The organism is Streptomyces sp. NPDC020845 (assembly GCF_044334165.1).
GTDB lineage: Bacteria > Actinomycetota > Actinomycetes > Streptomycetales > Streptomycetaceae > Streptomyces.
Genome location: NZ_JBIRSJ010000007.1, coordinates 377046 through 396550, shown reverse-complemented (window position 1 = coordinate 396550; position 19505 = coordinate 377046). Strand labels below are relative to the sequence as shown.

At 72.2% G+C, this 19505-nt stretch carries 15 protein-coding genes and 1 pseudogene; 8 read left to right on the top strand and 8 right to left on the bottom strand.

The features are described 5' to 3' along the window. Positions 1-87: 87 nt before the first annotated feature. Positions 88-531, bottom strand: a complete 444-nt coding sequence (locus tag ACH4U7_RS20275) for a hypothetical protein (protein WP_385611078.1) — start codon at positions 529-531, stop codon at positions 88-90. A gap of 191 nt (positions 532-722) precedes the next feature. Between ACH4U7_RS20275 and ACH4U7_RS20270 the strand changes: the two genes are divergently transcribed. The 4 genes from ACH4U7_RS20270 (at position 723) to ACH4U7_RS20255 (ending at position 6957) form a co-directional block, all read left to right on the top strand. After that, positions 723-2153: a S28 family serine protease gene (locus ACH4U7_RS20270; protein WP_398529242.1), complete on the top strand. Its 1431-nt coding sequence runs from the start codon at positions 723-725 to the stop codon at positions 2151-2153. Positions 2154-2294: 141 nt separating this feature from the next. Continuing rightward, positions 2295-2456, top strand: coding sequence for an SCO0268 family class II lanthipeptide (gene lanA, locus ACH4U7_RS20265; protein WP_385611074.1), 162 nt, complete (start codon positions 2295-2297; stop codon positions 2454-2456). Positions 2457-2606: 150 nt separating this feature from the next. Then, positions 2607-5642 carry a lantibiotic dehydratase gene (locus ACH4U7_RS20260; RefSeq protein WP_398529422.1) on the top strand — a complete coding sequence of 1012 codons (3036 nt, stop codon included), beginning with the start codon at positions 2607-2609 and terminating at the stop codon, positions 5640-5642. After that, a complete protein-coding gene (locus tag ACH4U7_RS20255; protein ID WP_398529241.1) occupies positions 5626-6957 on the top strand; it encodes a lanthionine synthetase C family protein in 1332 nt (443 codons plus the stop codon). The genes ACH4U7_RS20260 and ACH4U7_RS20255 overlap by 17 nt, the downstream gene beginning before the upstream one ends. Positions 6958-6982: 25 nt before the next feature. On the opposite strand, the gene ACH4U7_RS20250 is transcribed toward ACH4U7_RS20255, so the two are convergent. The 3 genes from ACH4U7_RS20250 to ACH4U7_RS20240 all read right to left on the bottom strand — a co-directional run bounded on the left by ACH4U7_RS20250 (position 6983) and on the right by ACH4U7_RS20240 (position 11001). Beyond that, the gene (locus tag ACH4U7_RS20250; protein ID WP_398529240.1) at positions 6983-8914 is read right to left on the bottom strand and encodes a glycoside hydrolase family 3 protein; all 1932 of its coding nucleotides are present in this window, start codon (positions 8912-8914) and stop codon (positions 6983-6985) included. Positions 8915-9125: 211 nt separating this feature from the next. Continuing rightward, complete coding sequence (locus ACH4U7_RS20245) at positions 9126-9650, bottom strand: hypothetical protein (RefSeq protein ID WP_398529239.1); 525 nt, start codon at positions 9648-9650, stop codon at positions 9126-9128. A 367-nt stretch (positions 9651-10017) separates the two neighbouring features. Beyond that, on the bottom strand, positions 10018-11001 hold the full coding sequence (locus ACH4U7_RS20240; protein ID WP_398529238.1) for a LysR family transcriptional regulator: 984 nt from the start codon (positions 10999-11001) through the stop codon (positions 10018-10020). A 112-nt stretch (positions 11002-11113) separates the two neighbouring features. Here ACH4U7_RS20240 and ACH4U7_RS20235 point away from each other — a divergent pair. Then, positions 11114-11941: pseudogene (locus tag ACH4U7_RS20235) on the top strand (EamA family transporter); the annotation flags it as partial. A 19-nt stretch (positions 11942-11960) separates the two neighbouring features. Here ACH4U7_RS20235 and ACH4U7_RS20230 read toward each other — a convergent pair. Together ACH4U7_RS20230 and ACH4U7_RS20225 are read right to left on the bottom strand one after the other, a co-directional pair. Then, positions 11961-12758 (bottom strand): sugar phosphate isomerase/epimerase family protein, encoded by a 798-nt coding sequence (locus tag ACH4U7_RS20230; RefSeq protein ID WP_398529237.1) that lies wholly within the window; start codon positions 12756-12758, stop codon positions 11961-11963. A gap of 44 nt (positions 12759-12802) precedes the next feature. Beyond that, positions 12803-13948 (bottom strand): methyltransferase, encoded by a 1146-nt coding sequence (locus tag ACH4U7_RS20225; protein ID WP_398529421.1) that lies wholly within the window; start codon positions 13946-13948, stop codon positions 12803-12805. Positions 13949-14147: 199 nt separating this feature from the next. Between ACH4U7_RS20225 and ACH4U7_RS20220 the strand changes: the two genes are divergently transcribed. Then, positions 14148-14858 carry a lytic polysaccharide monooxygenase gene (locus ACH4U7_RS20220; RefSeq protein ID WP_398529236.1) on the top strand — a complete coding sequence of 237 codons (711 nt, stop codon included), beginning with the start codon at positions 14148-14150 and terminating at the stop codon, positions 14856-14858. On the opposite strand, the gene ACH4U7_RS20215 is transcribed toward ACH4U7_RS20220, so the two are convergent. Further along, a complete protein-coding gene (locus tag ACH4U7_RS20215) occupies positions 14839-15765 on the bottom strand; it encodes a GNAT family N-acetyltransferase (protein ID WP_398529235.1) in 927 nt (308 codons plus the stop codon). The genes ACH4U7_RS20220 and ACH4U7_RS20215 overlap by 20 nt on opposite strands. A gap of 264 nt (positions 15766-16029) precedes the next feature. Next, entirely contained in the window at positions 16030-17100 is a 1071-nt protein-coding gene (locus ACH4U7_RS20210) for a LacI family DNA-binding transcriptional regulator (RefSeq protein ID WP_398529234.1), read from the bottom strand. A 266-nt stretch (positions 17101-17366) separates the two neighbouring features. Between ACH4U7_RS20210 and ACH4U7_RS20205 the strand changes: the two genes are divergently transcribed. Further along, entirely contained in the window at positions 17367-18524 is a 1158-nt protein-coding gene (locus tag ACH4U7_RS20205; RefSeq protein WP_398529233.1) for a Gfo/Idh/MocA family protein, read from the top strand. A 2-nt stretch (positions 18525-18526) separates the two neighbouring features. Continuing rightward, positions 18527-19504, top strand: coding sequence for a PmoA family protein (locus ACH4U7_RS20200; RefSeq protein ID WP_398529232.1), 978 nt, complete (start codon positions 18527-18529; stop codon positions 19502-19504). Position 19505: the final 1 nt, after the last annotated feature.

Here is a 19505-nt window from a genome sequence, read left to right as displayed (position 1 = left end):
TGCGCACCGGTCCGGCCGGGCCTTGTGCCTGCGCCCGTGACCCCCGTGGTGACTCTCGGCACTCAACTGATGTTACCCATCGTTACATCACGGTTCCATGCCGCTTGCCCTGGCTATCCCCTCCACCTCGCGCCTGTCCCGTTCCCGCTGCTCCGCCTCGGCGGCGACCCGCTTTTTGTGGCGCTGCAGGAAGTCGGGGTCGTCCGCCCGGTCCTGGGGGACCAGGACCTTCATGCCCTTGGCGTGCGGGCTGTCGCCGAGGTCCACGACCACCCGTTCGTCCTGGGAGGTGAGCAGGCCGAACAGCACCAGCAGTTCCGCCTGCAGAGCGGGGGTGAACAGCTCCTTTTCCTCCGGCCCCATGCCGAGTTCGTACGTCCCCCCGCGGACGGCCGGTGAGGTGCTCAGCTCGCGCAGCAGCCGCATCAGCAACTCCAGCGAGCGCGGATCGATTCGTTCCTGCAATTCGGTCAGATACTGCGTCAGCCGCTCGGCCCGTTCGCTCCGGTCGTGCCGTTCGTCTCGGTCCATGTAGGCAGGATGAGCCATCACAGCCCGCTACGAAAGAGGGCGGAGCCCATAACTCTCCGTATTCGGGCCCCAGTTGGCCGGTCTGGTGGCCTCACCTGTGCCCCGATAGGTTCTCGGCGATCTGCGCGAACGGAATTTGTACGAACTGATTCCGCGCGAACTGAATCTGTACGAACCGAAGGGGAGGGCGAATGGCCAAGGCACTCAGATGGCTGCTGGCGCTCGTGATGCTCGTCGGGGCGGTCGGCGCGGGCGTCGGCAGCGCGACCGCTGCACCGACCAGCACGGCGCCGACCACCGCGAAACCGGCCACCGCGGAGCCGGACATCAAGGACCGAATACTCGCGATACCGGGGATGAGCTTCGTCGAGGAGAAGCCCTATGACGGCTATCGCTTCCTCGTGCTGACCTACACCCAGCCGATCGACCACCGGCACCCGTCCAAGGGCACCTTCAAGCAGCGGTTCACCCTGCTGCACAAGTCCACCGACCGGCCCACGGTGTTCTTCACCTCCGGCTACAACGTCAACACCAGCCCGCGGCGCAGCGAGCCGACCCAGATCGTCGACGGCAACCAGGTGTCGCTGGAGTACCGCTTCTTCACCCCGTCCCGGCCCCAGCCCGCCGACTGGTCCAAGCTCGACATCTGGCAGGCGGCCAGCGACCAGCACCGCCTCTACCGGGCCCTGAAGCCGGTCTACGGCAAGCGGTGGCTGGCCACGGGCGGCAGCAAGGGCGGTATGACGGCGACGTACTACCGCCGCTTCTACCCGGGCGACATGGACGCCACCGTCGCCTACGTCGCGCCCAACGACGTGGTGAACAAGGAGGATTCGGCCTACGACCGCTTCTTCGCCTCCGTCGGCACGCCCGAGTGCCGCACCAAGCTGAACGCGGTGCAGCGCGAGGCCCTGGTGCGGCGCGACGAGATCGTCGCCCGCTACCAGAAGTGGGCGGACGACGAGGGCCAGACCTTCACGGTCGTCGGCAGCGCGGACAAGGCGTACGAGAACGTCGTCCTCGACCTGGTGTGGGCCTTCTGGCAGTACCACCTGGTGAGCGAGTGCGCCGACGTGCCCGCGCCGACCGCCTCGACCGATGAGCTGTACGCCTTCATCGACGACATCTCCGGCTTCGCCGCCTACACCGACCAGGGTCTGGAGACCTACACGCCGTACTACTACCAGGCGGGCACCGAACTGGGCTCGCCCACCTTCGACACCCCGCACCTGGACGGGCTGCTGCGCTACCCGGGCATCTACACCCCGCGCAGCTACGTCCCCCGGGAGATCCCGATGCGGTTCCGGCCGAACGCGATGCGGGACATCGACAGCTGGGTGCGGCACGACGCGCGGCGGATGCTGTTCGTGTACGGGCAGAACGACCCGTGGGGCGCGGAGCGGTTCCGGCTCGGCAAGGGCTCCCGGGACTCCTACGTCTACACCGTCGCGGGCGGCAACCACGGCTCGAACATCGGCCAGCTCGCGGCCGACGAGAAGGCCAAGGCCACGGCCGCGGTGCAGCGCTGGGCCGGAGTCGAGCCCGCGGCGAAGCCGCTGGCCTCGTACGACGCGCGGCTCGATCGCCGGGACATGGAGCGCGAACCGGCCCTGCGGCCTTAGTGGCAGCCGAGTCAGCCCTGCAGATCATGGCTGAAAATCGACTCCCTGATGGGCGACCCGAGGGTGAAAGTAGTGCCTGCCGAGGAGAACAAGCGCTTCGGCGAGTTCCAGTCCGTGCACTTTGACCGACCAGGGAGAAGCATGCGCACTGAGATTGTTCTTCAGAACGACGACCTTGACCTCGACCTCGACCTCGACCTGCGCGTCTCCGACCTTCCGGAGGGGACGGAGCAGTTCGGGCAGGGTACCTACACCTCGCCGAGCAGCTACGCGATCGGCACTCGCTGTCCCATCTGCTGCTAGCAGGGGCCGGACCACCGGGCGGGGCAGGCAGGGCCTGCCCCGCTTTCTGTATCCCAGGCGAGGCGAGGAAACAGAATCGTGCGACCGGAGTTCGAACTCTTCGAGGTACGTGAACCGGTGCTGGTGCGGATCGCGAGCCGACCCCGCCACATGGCAGCCCGCGCCGAGGTCGTGATCAACGCCGATGACCCCGTGCCCGGCATCCGCAGCCTGGCCGCCGACCCCCTGCTCCAGCAGGCCGTCCACGTCGCCAGCGGCAGCCTGGCCCTCAGCCTCCGGCACCTCGGCGACGACGAGGAGGCGGCGGCCTACGGCCGCAAGCGCACCCTGAGCGCCGCCCGGACCCTCACCCGGTACGCGCGGCGGTCCGGTGGACGCCCCACCCCCTTCGGGCTCTTCGCGGGAGTGGGCAGGGCCCGCTTCGGCCCCGCTGCCAAGGCGGGGCCCGCGGGCCCTGGCGAGGTGTCGGTCCGTCTTGACGGCGCCTGGCTGCACCGCCGCGTGATGGCCTGGCTGGCCGACCCCCGGGTGTGCCGTCGGGTGGATGTCGTCCTCAACGACCTGTGTGTCCTCCGGGACGGCCGGCTGACGCTGCGCACCGGCGAGCGGCAGACCTCGGTCCGCGACAACGCGCTGGTCGCCGCGGTGCGCGAACTCACCGCCAGTCCCGTCCCCTACGCCGCCCTGTCCGACGAGCTGTCCCGCCGCTTCCCCACACTCGGCCCGGAGCGCCTGGACGCCCAACTCGGCGGTCTCGTCCAGCACGGCCTCCTGTTCACCTCGCTGACCCCGCACCGCATCGACGACGAACTCCTCGACCGGATCGAGGCCGCGCTCCAGGACACTCTTCCCGACGCGGCCGCGGGACTGCGCTCGGTCCGCTCGGCGGCCGCCGTTCATGAACAGGACCCTCCCGGCGCGGGACTCGCCTCCTGGCAGGCGCTTCTCGACCGGGTCCGCCGCCTCGACGCATCCGGGGAGAGCGGTGACGGGCACCAGCGGCCACCGGTCCACGTCGATCTGCGGATGCCCGCCGACTTCGTCGTCCCGCACCCGGTCGGTGAGGAGGTGCGCCGCTACGCCGCCGCGATCTGGGCGATGACGCCCGAGTGGACGACGCTCGAGTACATGCGGGACTACCGGGACCGTTTCATCGAGCGGTACGGAACCGCGTCGGCCGTGCCCCTCGCCGATCTCGTCGACCCGCACCGCGGTCTTGGGCTGCCGCCCGAGTACGCGGAGCCGCCCGTCCATCCGCGTACCGGACCGGGTGAGGAGGCCGACGGCCCGCGCCGTGGTGTGATCGCGGAGCTCGTCCAGCAGGCCGTCCTCGCCGGAACCGACATCGAACTCACCGACGACGACGTGGAACGTCTGGCCACTGCCGTGGGACACGACCCCGACACCAGGCCGCCGCGCACCCTCGAACTGTGCTTCCAGATTCTCGCGGACAGCCTGGACGCCCTGGACCGGGGAGACTTCCAGCTCCTCGGCAGCCCGCACATCGGCTCCTGGACGGCCGGCGCCACCGCGGGCCGGTTCGCCGCCACCACCGGCCTCACCGAGGAACTGGCCCACCTCGTCTCGTACTCCGCCGGCTCCGACAGCCTGCGGGCGCAGGTGGACGTGGCGCCCACCGACCCTCGTTCGCTCAACATCGTCCAGGTGCCGCGCCTGCTCGCGTACCGCATCCCCATCGGTGTCGCCGACGACCGCGGTGACCCCCACTGCCTGGACTGGCGCACCTTGCTGGTGGCGGCCGGCGCGGACGGGCTGAGACTGCTGCACGAACCCACCGGCCGCCAGGTCGAACCGGTGTTTCCGCACATGCTGGCGCTCGACGCCCAGGCGCCCCCGGTGGCCCGATTCCTGGCGGATCTGGCCGCGGCCCGTCCCCGCGTATGGTCCGGCTGGGACTGGGCCGGCCTGTACGTCCTTCCCTATCTGCCCCGGGTTCGCTACGGCCGGGTCCTGGCGGCCCCCCGCCGCTGGCTGCCGGGTCGACGGCTGCGCGACGCCGCCCGCGCGCAGGGCGGATCCGCGTGGCAGGAGGGGCTGCGCGAGTGGCGGCGGCGCCTTGTGGTGCCCGACCGTGTGCAGATCGCCAGAAACGATCAGATGTACCCGATCGACCTGCGCGACCCATGGGACCAGGACCTGCTGCGCTCCGAACTGACCGCGGAGCGGCCCCGCTTCGTCCTGTACGAGGACATCACCGCCGACGGTGCGCACCTCGGCTGGAACGCGGGACACAACACCGAGATCGTGGTGCCTTTGGTGCGCACCTCCGAGACCCGCCGTTCCTCCGCACCGTCCGCCCCCACGCCGGTCCGGCGTGCCCCGACCCGGGTCCACCTGCCCGGCGAGGACTGGCTGTTCGTCAAGCTGTACGCCGAACCGGTGGCTCACGACGCCCTGTTGACCGGCCACCTGCCGCAGTGGCTCTCGGACGTCGAGAAGGACATCGACCGGTGGTTCTTCCTGCGCTACCGGGACCCCGAGCCGCATCTGCGGCTGCGTTTCCATGGGGATCCGGATGTGTTGAACGGTCGTGTCCTGCCCGTTCTCAGCCGCCACATCCGCGCTGCGATCGGTTCCGGTGCCCTGCGCACCATGGCCCTGGACGTGTACCGACCCGAGACCGACCGTTACGGCGGCGACTCCTCCCAGGAGGCGGCCGAGCGGCTGTTCCAGACCGACAGCCTCTCCGCGCTGCTGCAGCTGCGTGCGCGCGGGGCGGGCGCGTCGGCCATGCCCGACGACGTGCTGGCCGCTCTGGGGCACGCCGTCCTGCTGGACTCCCTGGGGGACTGGGACTGGTGCGCCTGGGTGGACCGTATGTTCACCAAAGGACCGGAACACGACGCTTACCAAAGGCATCGGTCGTCGGCCCACCGCCTGATCCGCCCCGGCGAGACCGGCGAGACCGCCCGCCTGGCCGCCCAGGAACTGGCGTCCCCGGAGCTCGCGCGACTATGGACCGGGACACCGGAGCCGCGCGCCTACGGCCGCCTGATCCTGGCCGCTTCGCCCGCCGACCGTGACGAGGCGGTGCTCTCCCTCCTCCACATGCGGCACAACCGCCTGTTCGGCGTCGGTCCGGCGGCGGAGGCCCGCGGATACGCCGTACTGCGCGGCGTGGCCCGCGCCCACATCGGCAGGAGGGCTCATGCTCCCCGTACGTGACCGTGCCGCCGTACATGACCGTGCGCTGGCCGTCTCCGCCCAGATCCTCGACCGGCTGGCCGACCCCGCCGCCACCATGGCCGCCACCCGCATCCCTGCCGAGGCGGCGGACGACGGCGTCCCCGAAAGCGTCTGGGCCGAGCTGACCCTCGGCAGCGGAAGCCCCGGCCTGTCCATCGCGTTCAGCGGAGTGAGCCACCGCGCGGCCGAACAGGCGCCCCGGGCGCATGCCTACCTGGGAGTGGCGACACGGGCCGTGGCCTCCGGGACCGTCGCCCCGAGCGGCATCTTCAAGGGGCCGGGAGCACTGGCCTTCGCGGTGCTGCTCGCCCATCGCAGCACCGGCGGCTATGTCTCCGCGCTCCAGCGTCTCGACGCGTATCAGCGCGATCTGGTGGGCACAGTACTGCCCGCGGCCTGGGACGATGCCCCACTTCCCAGCATCGGCCACTACGAGGTGGTCCGCGGTCTGACCGGAGTCGGCCGCTACCTTCTCGCCCGCGTCGAGAGCTGCGGCCAGGCGCTCGAAAGCGTCCTCGACTACTTGATCCGCCTGTCGCGCGGGACAGTCGGACACCGCGGGCACCAGGTGCCCCGGTGGTGGGCTCTGGACGCGCCACGTATCGGCTCTGAGGCCGCGTTTCCCGGCGGCCACCTCAACCTCGGCATCTCACACGGCGTCGCGGGCCCTCTCGCGCTGATGTCCCTCGCCTGGCAGCAGGGCGTCAGGCGCCCGGATCAGCGAGAGGCCATCGAGTCCACGGCTGACCTCCTGACGCGGTGGGCGGTCAAAGACAGGCACGGCTCCTTCTGGCCCCCTCACCTCAGCCTCGCCCAGTGGCTGGCCGGCCCGGAGGAGTACGGCGAACCCGCCGGATGGCCGTCGTGGTGCTACGGCGCACCCGGTGTCTCGCGCGCCCTGCAACTGGCCGGACTGGCACTGGGCCGGCCGGACTGGACAGCCCTGTCGCGAGCGTCGGTGGAGCGGCTGCTGACCCTGCCCGTGCACGACTGGGGCATCCACGATCACGCCCTGTGCCACGGCTGGGCAGGCGCCCTGCACCAACTCGGCCGGCTCAACGAACACCTCGGCGACCCGCGGATCGACGTCCTCCGGGACCAGCTGGCCTCCGAGCTGACCAGGGCCTTCGACCCGGACCTGCCGTTCGGGCACCGCTTCACCATGACAGCGGTGCCCTACGGCTCCGATATCCCGGGCTACCTGGACGGTGCCGCGGGCGTCGCCCTGGCCCTCGATTCCTACGCGGCGGGAGCCACCCCGTCCGGCTGGGACATGCCCTTGCTGCTGTCCTGACCTTCACCTGTCGCTCGGACCGGGCTCAGTACGACAGCCCGTGGCCCACCGGGTACAGCACCCGGTGCGGGGCGTCCGCGCGCCGTACGGGGACGGGCAGCCTGCCGTGCGGGTCGGTCCGGCCGGCGATGACCCGGGCGGCGGCGCGCAGTTCGACATCCGTCCAGGAGTAGGTGGCCAGGGAGGCCGCGGGGGCCCTGCCCCGGGCGCCGGTCAGCCGCGCGATGTACGCGATGTCATAGGGGTTCCGGAGGGCCACATGGACCAGCGGAACGCCCGTGGCGGCGAGCCTGGAGACGAGGGTGCGCTGCCGGGAGTCCTTGCCGACGTTGTACGTCGCTACGATCACCGCGTCCCGTCCCCGCGCCGCCGCGACCGCCGCCTTGATCCGCTCCGTCGTCGGGTCGGGCCCGCCGCCAGAGCCAATAGACCCAATGGAAATGGACAGGGCCTCGGCGGTGAAGCCGAGGGCGGTCAGGGCGCGGGCGAGGACCGCCGTCGGCGGGCCGCCGGTGCCGGAGGGCGCGGCCGGGTCCGGGCCCACGACCAGCAGCCTGCGGTGGCGGCGGGGGGACAGCGGCAGCAGATGGCCGTCGTTGACGAGCAGGGTGGTGGTGCGCTCGGCGATCCGGTCGGCGGCGGCGCGGTGCGCGCGGCTGCCGACCGTACGGGCGACCTGGCCGTCGCCGGTGTACGGATGGTCCAACAGGCCCCGGCGCGCCTTGAGTTCCAGGATGCGCAGCACGGATTCCTCGATGCGGGCCTCGCTGAGCTCGCCGCCCCGTACGGCCCGGCGGACGCCCGCCCAGGCGGCCGGCAGGTCCGGCGGGTTCAGCAGCTGGTCCGCGCCCGCCTTCAGGGCCAGCACGGGCACCCGGTCGTCGCCGTACTTCTTCCGCACCCCGGCCATGCCGAGCGAGTCCGTCACCACCACGCCGCCGAAGCCGAGTTCGCCGCGCAGCAGACCGGTGAGGATGGGCTTGGACAGCGTGGCGGGGCCGTCATGGGGGTCGAGCGCGGGGAACCGCAGATGCGCCGTCATGATCACGTCTACGCCCGCCGCGATGGCGGCCCGGAACGGCGGCGCGTCCAGCCGCTCCCACTGCGCGCGGGAGTGGGTGATGAGCGGGAGGTCGAGATGGCTGTCCACGGACGTGTCGCCGTGCCCGGGGAAGTGCTTTGCGGTGGCAGCGACCCCGGCGCTCTGATAGCCCTCGATCTGGGCCGCGACCAGCCGGGCCACGGCCTTCGGATCGGCGCCGAAGGAGCGTACGCCGATGACGGGGTTGGCCGGGTCGACGTTGACGTCCGCGACGGGCGCGTAGTCCTGCCGGATGCCGAGCGCCGCGAGTTCGGCCCCGGCTATCCGGGCGGCGGTGCGGGCGTCTGCGGCGCTGCCCCCGGCGCCGAGCGCCATCGCACCCGGGAGGAGGGTGGCGGGCGCGCCGATGCGGGCGACGATGCCGTGCTCCTGGTCGATGGACAGCAGCGCGGGGACGGGGGTGTGGCCCGCGAGCGCGGCCTTCTGGATGCCGTTGGAGAGGGCGGCGAGCTGGTGGGGGCCGCGGATGTTGTGCGCCCAGCCCGCGTACATGACGCCGCCGGCGTGGTACTTCGCGATCAGCTCGGCGGCGGTGGCGACACCGGTCTCCCTGCGGTTCTGCGCGGCGTCGGCGGGGGTGGGGGAGGTGGCCGAATGGCCGTAGACCCGCACCACGAAGAGCTGGCCGATCTTCTCGTCGAGCGTCATCCGGCCCAGCAGCGCCTCGGCCCGCTCGCGGTCGCGTTCCCGGTCCCGGCGTTCGGCGCCGCCGGCCGGGCCGGCGGCGCGGTGGGTCGGCGAGGCCTCCCGGGTGGCGGAGGTCCGCTGTGGGGAACAGGCGGCGGCCGCGGCCGCGAGGGCGGCGGTCAGCAGGGTGCGGCGGGAGGCCGCCTTGGGGAATGCCGGGTCGTGCACCCGCACTCCTTCCGTCGGTTCGAGGAGGGGGTGGCTGTGGTCCGTATGGCACGAACATCCGGAAAATATGGGGGAAGTGAGGCTGCGTCAATCTGAGTTGATCGAAGTCGCCAAGGGGAACAGCCTCGGTACTGTCTCGTTCAATCGGCATATGACACCGGTCGCGCGATGCCCGAACGATGTCCGGGAGTGACTGGGTGACGCGCGACGGTCAGTCGGCGAAGCGCGGCCGCACGGGCAGCCGGTCCCTCGGCACCTCGAAGACGGCGATCACATGGAAGGGCGCGTAACACTCCGGCGGCGGCTCGGGATGCGGGCCCGCGATGGGCTTCAGGGTGTCACCGGCGCGGTGGAGGGTCGCCGACGGCCACTGGGCGCAGCCCGTCGTCGCGGACCAGCCGACCAGGGTGGTGCGGCTGAAGTCGGTGGCCCCGGCCCGATCGATGATCTCCTGCTCCCGCCCCCGGAACAGCCGGGCGAAGGCCTTCAGCTCGTCCGGCCCGCGCAGCACCGCCCGCACCTGCCGGACCGGGCCGGGCGCGCTCGTGAAGTAGGCGAGCCCGGAGTCGACGCGGCCCTGGCGGTACGGCGTGCCGGGCGGGGAGCTCGGGGTGCCGCCGTCAGCGCGGTGGTTGGGGGGCGCACTGACGGCGGCATGCTGCTGGCCGCAGGCGGCGGAGAGGGTGGTCAGCGACGCAGCCAGCAGCGCGGCCGATACCGCTCTGCGGAGACTCACCAGCAGCACACGGCTTGGACGGCCCGCGCCGCGGCCCGGTTCCGCGGGCGAGTGAGCCGAAGGGGCGCGGCCGCCCGCGCCGGAGGCGCTGATGTCGCTGTGAAAGGAAGAGCGCGCGGAGGCCGCGAGGGCTGCGATCGATTTGCGGCTACCGCCGCGCGAGCGTCCGAGCACGGTCGACCGTCGACAGGGGCTGAGGCGCCCCGGAGGCGAACCGAGCGAGGCCGCAGCCGTGGCCGGACACAGAGGGTGCGGGGCGGGACGCATACGGCCATGGTGGCAGCGGTCGCCGCGGCTCCGGGGCGGGCACGCCGTGGGGTGCGCCGAGTGGGTGCGCCGCCGGTGCACCGGATGGGTGGTGCGCAGGTCAGCCAGGAATTGCCGCCCCACGCGGCCGAGACCGCCCTGCGCCGCCACGCCCGGCCGGGCTGACGCCGCCCGGTCGAGCGACTGCGCGCTGCGGCCAGTGGGCGCGCAGCAGCCGTACGGTCTCCGTGATGGCCGGGCGGCGGGCCGCGCCCGTGCGCCACAGGGCGTACAGGCGGCGCACCGGCACCGGTTCGAGGGGGAGGGCCAGCACGCCGTCGGGCAGCGGGCCGCGGCCCAGGCGGGGCATCAGGGCGATGCCGAGGCCCGCCGCGACCAGGGCGATCTGGGTGTGGTTCTCCGCCGCCTGATACGCCAGGTCCGGCTCGTGGCCCGAGGCGCGCAGCGTCCGTACCAGCCAGTCGTGGCACACCGTCCCCGGCGGCTGGCAGATCCACCGCTGCCCCGGCAGGTCCTCGCGGCGCAGCGGACCGCGCCCGGCCAGCGGATGCCCGGCCGGTACGAGGACGTCGCACAGGTCGTCGCCGATGACCGCCCGCTCCAGGCCCTCGGGGGCGGGCAGTGGCGCGATGTCCCAGTCGTGCGCGACCGCGACGTCGAGGACACCCTGCGCCACCAGGTCGACGGACAGATGCGGGTCGACCTCGACCAGCCGGGCGTCCAGGGACTCGTGCCGCGCGGCGAGTTCGGCGAGCACCGAGGGCAGCAGCCCGCGCGCCGCCGTGGCGAAGGCGCCGATCATCAGCCGCCCGCTGGGCAGCCCGCGCCGCTCCTCCAGGGTGGTCTCGGCCCGCTCCACGATCGTCAGCAACTGCTGGGCGGTGGCGGCCAGGTGCCGGGCCTCGTCGGTCAGCGCGATACCGCGGCCCTGGCGCTCCAGCAACGTGGTACGGGTCTCCCGCTCCAGTTTGGCGATCTGCTGGGAGACGGCGGACGGGGTGTAGCCGAGCGCGGTGGCCGCCGCGCTGACCGAGCCGTGTACGGAGACCGCGTGCAGCGCCCGCAGCCGGGCCAGATCCAGCATGATGCCCCTCCCTTTCCGCGGTTCTTCTCCCGTGGGCTTTCAGCAATGCTGAATCCAACCATGAAGGAATCCGCGCTGGTGCTACAAGGTCGGCAGCGGTGATCCTCGACCCATGCGACCAGCACACATTCTCTTGGCCGTCCTCGTCACCGCCGTATGGGGCGTCAACTTCGTCGTCATCGACATCGGGCTCGACCACTTCCCGCCGCTGCTGTTCTGCGCGCTGCGCTTCCTCGTCGCGGCGCTGCCCGCCGTCTTCCTGGTCGGCCGGCCGAAGGTCGCGTGGAAGTGGGTCCTCGGTGTCGGTCTCGCGCTGGGCGTGGCGAAGTTCGGGCTGCTGTTCATCGGCATGCACGAGGGGATGCCCGCCGGTCTTTCCTCGCTGGTGCTGCAGGTCCAGGCGGTGTTCACGGCGCTGTTCGCGGCCGTGGTGCTCGGCGAGCGGCCGAACCGGACCCGGCTGGCCGGCATGGCCGTGGCGCTCGCCGGCATCGCGGTGGCCGCCGTCGACGAGGGCACGTCCGGGCCGCTGCTCGCCTTTGTGCTGGTGATCGCCGCCGCCGTGTTCTGGGGGGTGTCGAACGTCCTGACCCGCAAGGCCGCGCCGCCGGAACCGCTCAGCTTCATGGTCTGGGTGAGCCTGGTGCCCGTGGTGCCGCTGCTCGCGCTGTCGCTGATGTTCGAGGGCGCGGACCCCGACCTGGAGGCGCTGCGCTCGCTCGACTGGACCGGGGTGGGCGTGATCGTCTACGTCGCCTGGATCGTGACCCTCGCCGGCTTCGGCGCCTGGAACTTCCTGCTGCGGACCTACGACGCCTCGGTGGTCGCGCCCTTCACCCTGCTGGTGCCGGTCTTCGGGATGTCCTCGGCCGCGCTCGTACTGGGCGAGGGCATCAGCCCGCTGCGCTGGCTGGCGGCCGCGCTGCTGGTCGGCGGCGTGGCCCTGACCTCGCTGTCGCTCAGGCCGCCTCGGCGAGCAGCCGCAGCAGATGGTCCCGGGCCGCGGGAAGCAGCCCCGGAAGCTCCGCCGCTTGCGGGTACCAGCGCTTCTCGTACTCCCAGCACAGCCAGCCGTCCCAGCCCGCGCGGCTGAGCAGCTCCACACACTCGGCCAGCGGCAGCACGCCCGCGCCCAGTGGCAGCGGGGTGGTGTCGTCGGCCGAGGCGATGTCCTTGACCTGCACATAGCCCAGGTACGGGGCGAGCGCCGCATGGGTGGCGGACGGATCCTCGCCGCCCAGCCAGGGGTGCATCACATCCCAGATCGCGCCCACGTCCGGCCGGCCGACCCGGCCGAGGACGCGGGCCACATCGGCCCCGGTGCGGTGCGAGTCATGCGTCTCGAGCAGCAGTTGTACGCCCAGGTCGGCGGCGTACGGCGCGGCGGCCGTCAGCCGCCTGGCGGCGTTCGCATCGGCCTCGGCGGCGTCGAGGTCACCGCCGCCGGGGAAGACCCGGACATGGGCCGCGCCCAGGTCATGGGCGAGCCGCAGAAGCTCCCGCAGCTCCTCCAGCGCCGGTTCGTCCGGCCCCGCCGCGGCGGACCGTACGTACCCCGCGACCGTCAGCACCGCCACCCCGGCGGCCTTGAACTCCGCCACCACCCGCGCCCGCTCGGCGGCCCCGATCCCCGGGTGCACCGGCTCCTCGGGGTGCGCCCGCAGCTCGACGCCGTGGTAGCCGGTGTCGGCGGCGAGCCGCACCACGTCCTTGATCGGCAGGCCGGGGATGCCGAGGGTCGAGAAGGCGAGCTGCATACGGGCTCCGGTTCTTCGAATGGATCAGGTCTCCACTGTGCCACCTACCCGGCGGCAAGGCGCCACAGCGAGGTCACCTCCGCCGCGCGGGCCTCGTGCAGCGGATCGTCCGGATCGGTGGCGCGGCGGTGGCCGGGACGGGTGTCCAGCCGGTCCACGACCTTCAGGCCCGCCGCGTCGAACGCGGCCTGCAACTCTTCGCGCGGGCGCAGGCCCAGGTGTTCGGCGAGGTCGGAGAGGATCAGCCAGCCCTCGCCGCCCGGGGCGAGATGGCCGGCCAGGCCGTCGAGGAAGCCGTGCAGCATCCGGCTGTCCGGGTCGTAGACCGCGTACTCGACCGGCGAGGTGGGGCGGGCGGGCACCCAGGGCGGGTTGCAGACGACGAGCGGGGCCCGGCCGCCCGGGAAAAGGTCCTCCCGCACCACGTCCACCCGCCCGGCCAAACCAAGCCGTGCGATGTTCTCCCCCGCGCACGCCAGCGCGCGCGGGTCCTGGTCCGTGGCCACGACGCGCCCCACGCCCCGGCGGGCGAGCACGGCGGCCAGGACGCCCGTCCCCGTGCCGATGTCGTACGCCAGGGACGAATCGCCGGGCAGCGGCGCCTCGGCCACCAGGTCCACGTACTCGCCGCGCACCGGCGAGAAGACGCCGTAGTGCGGATGGATCCGGTCGCCGCCCAGGGCCGGCACCGCGACGCCCTTCGTGCGCCACTCATGCGCGCCGATGAGGCCCAGCAGCTCCCTCAGGGAGGTCACCGAGGGCCCCTCGGCCGGTCCGTACGCCTCCGCGCACGCCTGCCGTACGTCGGGCGCGCGGCGCAGCGGCACACCGTAGTCGCCGTCCAGCGGGACGAGCAGCATGCCCAGCACCCGGGCCCGCCGGGACTGGGCCTGCCGGTGCTGGTGGAAGGCCTCGGCGGGGGAGGCCGCGGGGGCGCGCCGCCGGCGCGGGCGGCGCGGGCCGCGATCGGCGCGGCGGGCCATGGCGCTCAGCAACTGTCGGGCGCCCTGGTAGTCGCCGCACCACAGCAGCGCGGTGCCCTCGCAGGCCAGACGGTAGGCGGTGTCGGCCGTCATATGGTCGTCGGCGGTCGCCACCCGGCGGGGCGGGGGCGCCCCGTTCTCGGAGCGCCATCGGGCGTCGCGGGCCCGCCCGGCTTCGGTCCATTCGATGACCTGATGCGTACTCAGCGGGTTTACCTCATGCTCTGATTCAGTTCCGACTGCTCACTCCTTATCCCGCGAAGCCTCCTTGGCGCGAGTGATTTTCGGCCGGATGACGCCCCTTCAGATACCTGGCCGCCCTCAGAGCCCGGTTCTACGATGGGAGCGCTCCCGTACATCGTGCGCACCCCGTATCAGAGGAGAACAAGGGACATCTGGAGCCACCATGATTTGTCATGAGCACAACCGGAGACGGTGGGTGGCGCGGGCGTCGGCCGCCGCGTCCGCCGCCGTCCTGATGATCGCGATCCCGCTGGCGGACACCGCCGCCGCCCACGGCTCGGCCATCGGCCCGGCCTCGCGCAACTACGGCTGCTGGAAACGCTGGGGCGGCGACTTCCAGAACCCGGAGATGAAGACCAAGGACCCCATGTGCTGGCAGGCCTGGCAGGCCGATGTCAACGCCATGTGGAACTGGAACGGCCTCTACCGGGAAGGCGTCGCGGGCAACCACCAGGCCGCCCTCCCCGACGGCCAGCTCTGCAGCGGCGGGCACACCTCCTCGGGCCGCTACAACGCGATGGACGTGCCCGGCAAGTGGGAGGCCACAGCCGTCAGCAACAGCTTTACCTTCAAGAACCACGACCAGGCCAAGCACGGCGCCGACTACTACCGCATCTACGTCACCAAGCAGGGCTACGACGCCACCACCCAGCCGCTGCGCTGGAGCGACCTCGAACTGGTCGCCCAGACGGGCAAGATCGCTCCCGGAGTCGGCGAGCCCTCCACCGACCCCTCCCTCAACGGGGTCACCGTCTCGATCCCGGTCAACGCCCCCGGGCGCACCGGCCGCCATGTCGTCTTCATGATCTGGCAGGCCAGCCACCTGGACCAGTCGTTCTACTCGTGCAGCGACGTCATCTTCCCCGGAGGGTGAGCCGCCAGTCCTGGCCGACGAGATCGGCCCCGTAACTGTGGTGCCGCCGCTCGGCGATCAGCTCGAACCCCGCCCGCTGGTAGATCCGGCGGGCGGCGGTCAGGACGTCGTTGGTCCACAGCACCAGTTCGCGGTAGCCCGCCTCGCGGGCGAATTTCACGCACGCCCCCACCAGCCGGTCACCGATCCCGAACCCCCGGGCGTCCGGCTCGACGAGCAGCAGCCGCAGCCGGGCCGTCTCGGGCGCCTCGTCCCGTACGCACAGCACCGACCCGACCGGACGCCCGCCGAGCTCGGCGATCCAAGCGCGCTCGTACCCCGGATCTGTGCCGAACTCTCCAACGATCCGAGCCACCAGAGCCTCGAACTCACCATTCCACCCGTACTCCTTGGCGTACAGCGCGCCGTGCCGCTGCACGATCCAGCCGAGATCGCCGGGGCCCGGAGCACGCAGCCGCACCCGCTCGGGCGCGCCGGAGAACACACCGCGCGCGGTCGCCAGCGCCTCGCGCAGCCGACGCAGCTGCGGCCGGTCCAGCCGGTCCAGCAGCCGCGCGACCGACTCCCGTGACTTGCGGTCCAGTTCGGCCGCGGCGGCCCGGCCCTCGGCGGTGAGCGAGACCTGCTGGTGGCGGGCGTCGCGGACGTTGCGCTCGCGGGTGATCAGGCCCTGCTCCTCGAAGCGGCCGAGCGTCCGGCTGATATGGGCGGCGGTCAGCCCCAGGTCACCACGGAGCGCCGACACATGGGCGCGCTCGCGCTGGGCGAGCTCGTACAGGATGCGGGCCTCGCTGAGGGTGTACGGGGTGTGCAGCCGGCCCGGATAGTCGAGGACGCCGATGACTCGGGTGTACAACCGGTTGAAGGAACGCACCTCGTCGATGGCGGTGTCGAGGTCGTCGGACATGGGTCCCCCAAAAAAATTCGCTTGACCCAATACTTGCTCCAGATCAAGCATATTTAAAACACCACCGGTGTCCCGGGCGCTGGATCGCCCCGGCTCAGGGCAGCCGACCCGCCGCCCGGCAACGCACCCGAGCCGTCCCCCTCCTCATCCGTAGCCAGCCGCTTTGCGCCGAAGGCGCGAGACGACAGGCGCACCCGGCATCCGGCCATGCCGTCGAGCGGTGCGAGACCGCGCGGGGCTGAGCTCAGACCAGCTTCGGGCGGGCTACCGAGCGGCCCGCGGCGGAGCCGTAGAAGCCCGAGCCATCAGCTCGGAGCGCACCATCGCCACCCCACCCGGCGGCTGCGGCTCGCGCCCCAGCGCCAGGCGCCCGGCGCGGGCACCCGCTTCGTGGAGGGGCAGCCGGACCGTGGTGAGGGCCGGGACCGCGTCCGCGCTGAAGGGCAGGTCGTCGAAGCCGGCCACCGACACGTCGTCGGGGATCCGCAGCCCCTGGTCGCGCAGCGCCGCGCAGACGCCGAGCGCGATGGTGTCGTTGGCGGCCACGATGGCCGTCAACGCCTCGTCGCGGCGCAGCAGTTCGAGCGTGGCGTCATAGCCGGAGGAGCGGTCGTACAGCCCGTGGACGGTCAGCCGCTCCGCCCCCGCCTCGCCCAGGCTGCCGAGGCCCGCCGCCGACATGGCCGCGCGATGTCCCTCGAGGCGGTCGCGGGTCGTGGTGCGCTCGGCGGGGCCGGCCACATAGCCGATCCGGCGGTGGCCGAGGGCCAGCAGATGCTCGGTGAGCCGCCGGGCGCCGCCGCGGTTGTCGAAGGTGAGGGTGACCGCGTCCTCGATCGGGGGGCGGCCGCACAGCACCACGCGGGTGCCGGAGGAGGCCAGGCGGGATGCCTTGGCGGCGACCGCGGCCATGTGGTCGGGGTGCTCGACGGCGCCACCGGTGAGCACGACGGCGGCGGCGCGCTGCCGCTGGAGCAGGGTCAGGTAGTTGAGTTCGCGCTCCGGGGAGCCGCCGGTATTGCAGATCACGGCGAGTTTTTCACCGTGGCGGCCGGACTCCGCGCCCATGGCCGACCCCATCTCGGACTGCACGGCGCCGGCGATGATCCCGAAGAAGGGGTCCGCGATGTCGTTGACGAGCACGCCCACCAGATCCGAGGTGGCGGCGGCAAGCGCGCTCGCCGGGCCGTTGACCACGTACTCAAGCTCGTCCACCGCGCGCAGCACCCGGGCCCGGGTCGACTCGGCGACCGGGTAGTTGCCGCTCAGGACGCGCGACACGGTGGCCGCCGAGACCCGCGCCCGTGCGGCCACATCGGCCAGGGTCACTGCCATGATTCCTCCGTTGGATGGTCACCTGGTGGTGCGCCGCGTGCGCCCCTTCGCGCACGCCCATGCTCTCACTGGTCAGGGCGGGTGCCGGAGAGGGATGTCCGGGCGCATCGCCCATGGAGAGGCACCCCCCGCGCACCCGCCGTTCCCCTCCCGTTCGAAAGTTTCAACAGGGGCCCGATTGTGCTCTCCAAGGTCTTGTCCGGTCATCCGGACCATGTCTAGGGTCCTCCCCAGCAAGCGCTTTCCCTCGGCGAGGAGCCCTGTTCATGGCCGCAGCCACCACCCGTATCCGTGCCGCAGTCGTCGGCACCGGAGGCATTGTCTCCGGCAGCCATCTGCCCGCGCTCCGCGCGCAGGCCGACCGCGTCGACCTCGTCGCGGGGGTCGACGTGGACGAGAGCCGCCTGGAGGCATTCCGCGCCCAGGCCGCCGAGCCCGGCGAGACGGGCCCCGGATTCACCGTGACCGGCTACACCGACCTGGCCGCCATGCTGGAGGCCGAGCGCCCCGACCTGGTTCTCATCGGCACCCCGCCCTCCCTCCACCGCGAGCAGACCGTGGCGGCCCTGCGCGCCGGGGCCTGGGTGCTGTGCGAGAAGCCGCTGTGCCTCACGCTCGCCGAGTACGACGAGATCGCGGCGGCCGAGGCCGCCGAGAAGCCCGACGGCGGCCCGTACGCGTCCGTGGTCTTCCAGCACCGCTACGGCTCGGGCGCCGTCCACGCCCGCGAGCTGCTGACCAGCGGCGAGCTTGGCAAGCCGCTGGTCGCCCACTGTCAGACCACCTGGTACCGCAACACCGAGTACTACGCGGTGCCCTGGCGCGGCCGCTGGGACAGCGAGGGCGGCGGCCCCTCCATGGGCCACGGCATCCACCAGATGGACCTGCTGCTCTACCTCCTCGGCGACTGGACCGAGATACGGGCCATGGCCGGGCGGCTGGTCCACGACGTGGAGAGCGAGGACGTCTCGACCGCGCTGGTCCGCTTCGCGAACGGCGCCGTGGCCACCGTCGTCAACAGCGTGGTGTCGCCCGACGAGGTCAGCCGGATCCGCATCGACTGTGCCGACGCCACCGTCGAACTCACCCACCTGTACGGGCACACCAACGACGACTGGGTCTACACCCCCGCCCCGCACACCCGCGACGCCGCCGACCGCATCGCCCACTGGCGCACCCCCGCCGCCGATCTGCCCAGCTCGCACACCGCCCAGCTGGCCGTGGTGCTCGACGCGATGCGGGACGGGGTACGGCCCCCGGGCAGCGGCCCGGACGCCCGCCGCACCATGGAGTTCCTGGCCGCGCTCTACAAGTCGGCCTTCACCGGACGGCCCGTTCACGCCGGCGAGATCGCCCCCGGCGACCCGTACTACGACGCCATGCACGGCAACCACCCCGACTGGGCACCCGCCAAGGAGAACTGAGCATGACCGAGCCGATCACCGTCACGCACACCCACGGCGAGAGCGTCACGGTCGCGTCCGGGGGCGTCGAGCTGCTGGCCTACGTCTACAAGCCGGACGCCGACCCGTTCGAATCGCTGAAGCCCTACACCCACCCGCTGCGCACCCTGGCCGGCAATGTGGTCTCCGGCTACCGGCCCAACGACCACCGCTGGCACAAGGGCCTGCAGATGACCGCGAGCCATCTGTCGGAGCAGAACTTCTGGGGCGGCAACAGCTACCTCGGCCCGGAGCAGGGCTACCAGCGGGTCGAGGAGCGTGTCGGCTCGATGCGCCATGACGGCTTCGAGGAGTTCACCGTCACCGACGACCGGCTGCGCTTCGCCGAGAACCTGACATGGGTGGCCCATCCTTCTGAACAACACAGCGGGGGCCAGGAGTGGGCGAAGGAGCTGCGCACCGTCGAGGTGCACTCCGTGGAGCCCGCCGAGGGCACCTGGGCCATCGACTGGTCGATCCGGCTCACCAACGTCCGCGGCGAGGAGCTGCGCTTCGGCTCCCCGACCACCGCGGGCCGTGAGATGGCCGGCTACACCGGGCTGAACTGGCGCGGACCCCGCGACTTCACCGGCGGCGATGTGTTCGGCCCCGGCGGGCGCGGCGGCGAGGGCGAGCAGGGTGCGTCCGATCTGATGGGCACCCCGGCCGCCGAGGCGCCCTGGATCGCCATCACCGCCGAGCACGACGATGTGGACGGCCACTCCACCCTGCTGTTCTCCCACGCGCCTCAGAACCTGTCACAGGATGGGGGAGCCATTCACGCCTCCCACTGGTTCGTACGCTCCGAGCCCATCCCCTCGGTCGCCTTCTCCTGGGCGTTCTTCGAGGAGTTCGCGCTGCCCCCGGGAGAGAGCTTCGCGTACCGCTACCGCGTGGTGATCGCGGACGGCGCCTGGGACCGGGACCGCGCAGAGACCTACCTCAAGTCCCACGGGTGGTGAG

What these genes read in the sequence shown, in the direction of transcription:
- ACH4U7_RS20215 (WP_398529235.1), bottom strand. Translation starts at nt 15,765, where the DNA reads ATGTCCGACGACCTCGACACCGCCATCGACGAGGTGCGTTCCTTCAAC.
- ACH4U7_RS20260 (WP_398529422.1), top strand. Translation starts at nt 2,607, where the DNA reads ATGGCAGCCCGCGCCGAGGTCGTGATCAACGCCGATGACCCCGTGCCC.
- ACH4U7_RS20220 (WP_398529236.1), top strand. Translation starts at nt 14,148, where the DNA reads ATGATTTGTCATGAGCACAACCGGAGACGGTGGGTGGCGCGGGCGTCG.
- ACH4U7_RS20230 (WP_398529237.1), bottom strand. Translation starts at nt 12,758, where the DNA reads ATGCAGCTCGCCTTCTCGACCCTCGGCATCCCCGGCCTGCCGATCAAG.
- ACH4U7_RS20255 (WP_398529241.1), top strand. Translation starts at nt 5,626, where the DNA reads ATGCTCCCCGTACGTGACCGTGCCGCCGTACATGACCGTGCGCTGGCC.
- ACH4U7_RS20205 (WP_398529233.1), top strand. Translation starts at nt 17,367, where the DNA reads ATGGCCGCAGCCACCACCCGTATCCGTGCCGCAGTCGTCGGCACCGGA.
- lanA (WP_385611074.1), top strand. Translation starts at nt 2,295, where the DNA reads ATGCGCACTGAGATTGTTCTTCAGAACGACGACCTTGACCTCGACCTC.
- ACH4U7_RS20270 (WP_398529242.1), top strand. Translation starts at nt 723, where the DNA reads ATGGCCAAGGCACTCAGATGGCTGCTGGCGCTCGTGATGCTCGTCGGG.
- ACH4U7_RS20210 (WP_398529234.1), bottom strand. Translation starts at nt 17,100, where the DNA reads ATGGCAGTGACCCTGGCCGATGTGGCCGCACGGGCGCGGGTCTCGGCG.
- ACH4U7_RS20240 (WP_398529238.1), bottom strand. Translation starts at nt 11,001, where the DNA reads ATGCTGGATCTGGCCCGGCTGCGGGCGCTGCACGCGGTCTCCGTACAC.
- ACH4U7_RS20275 (WP_385611078.1), bottom strand. Translation starts at nt 531, where the DNA reads ATGGACCGAGACGAACGGCACGACCGGAGCGAACGGGCCGAGCGGCTG.
- ACH4U7_RS20200 (WP_398529232.1), top strand. Translation starts at nt 18,527, where the DNA reads ATGACCGAGCCGATCACCGTCACGCACACCCACGGCGAGAGCGTCACG.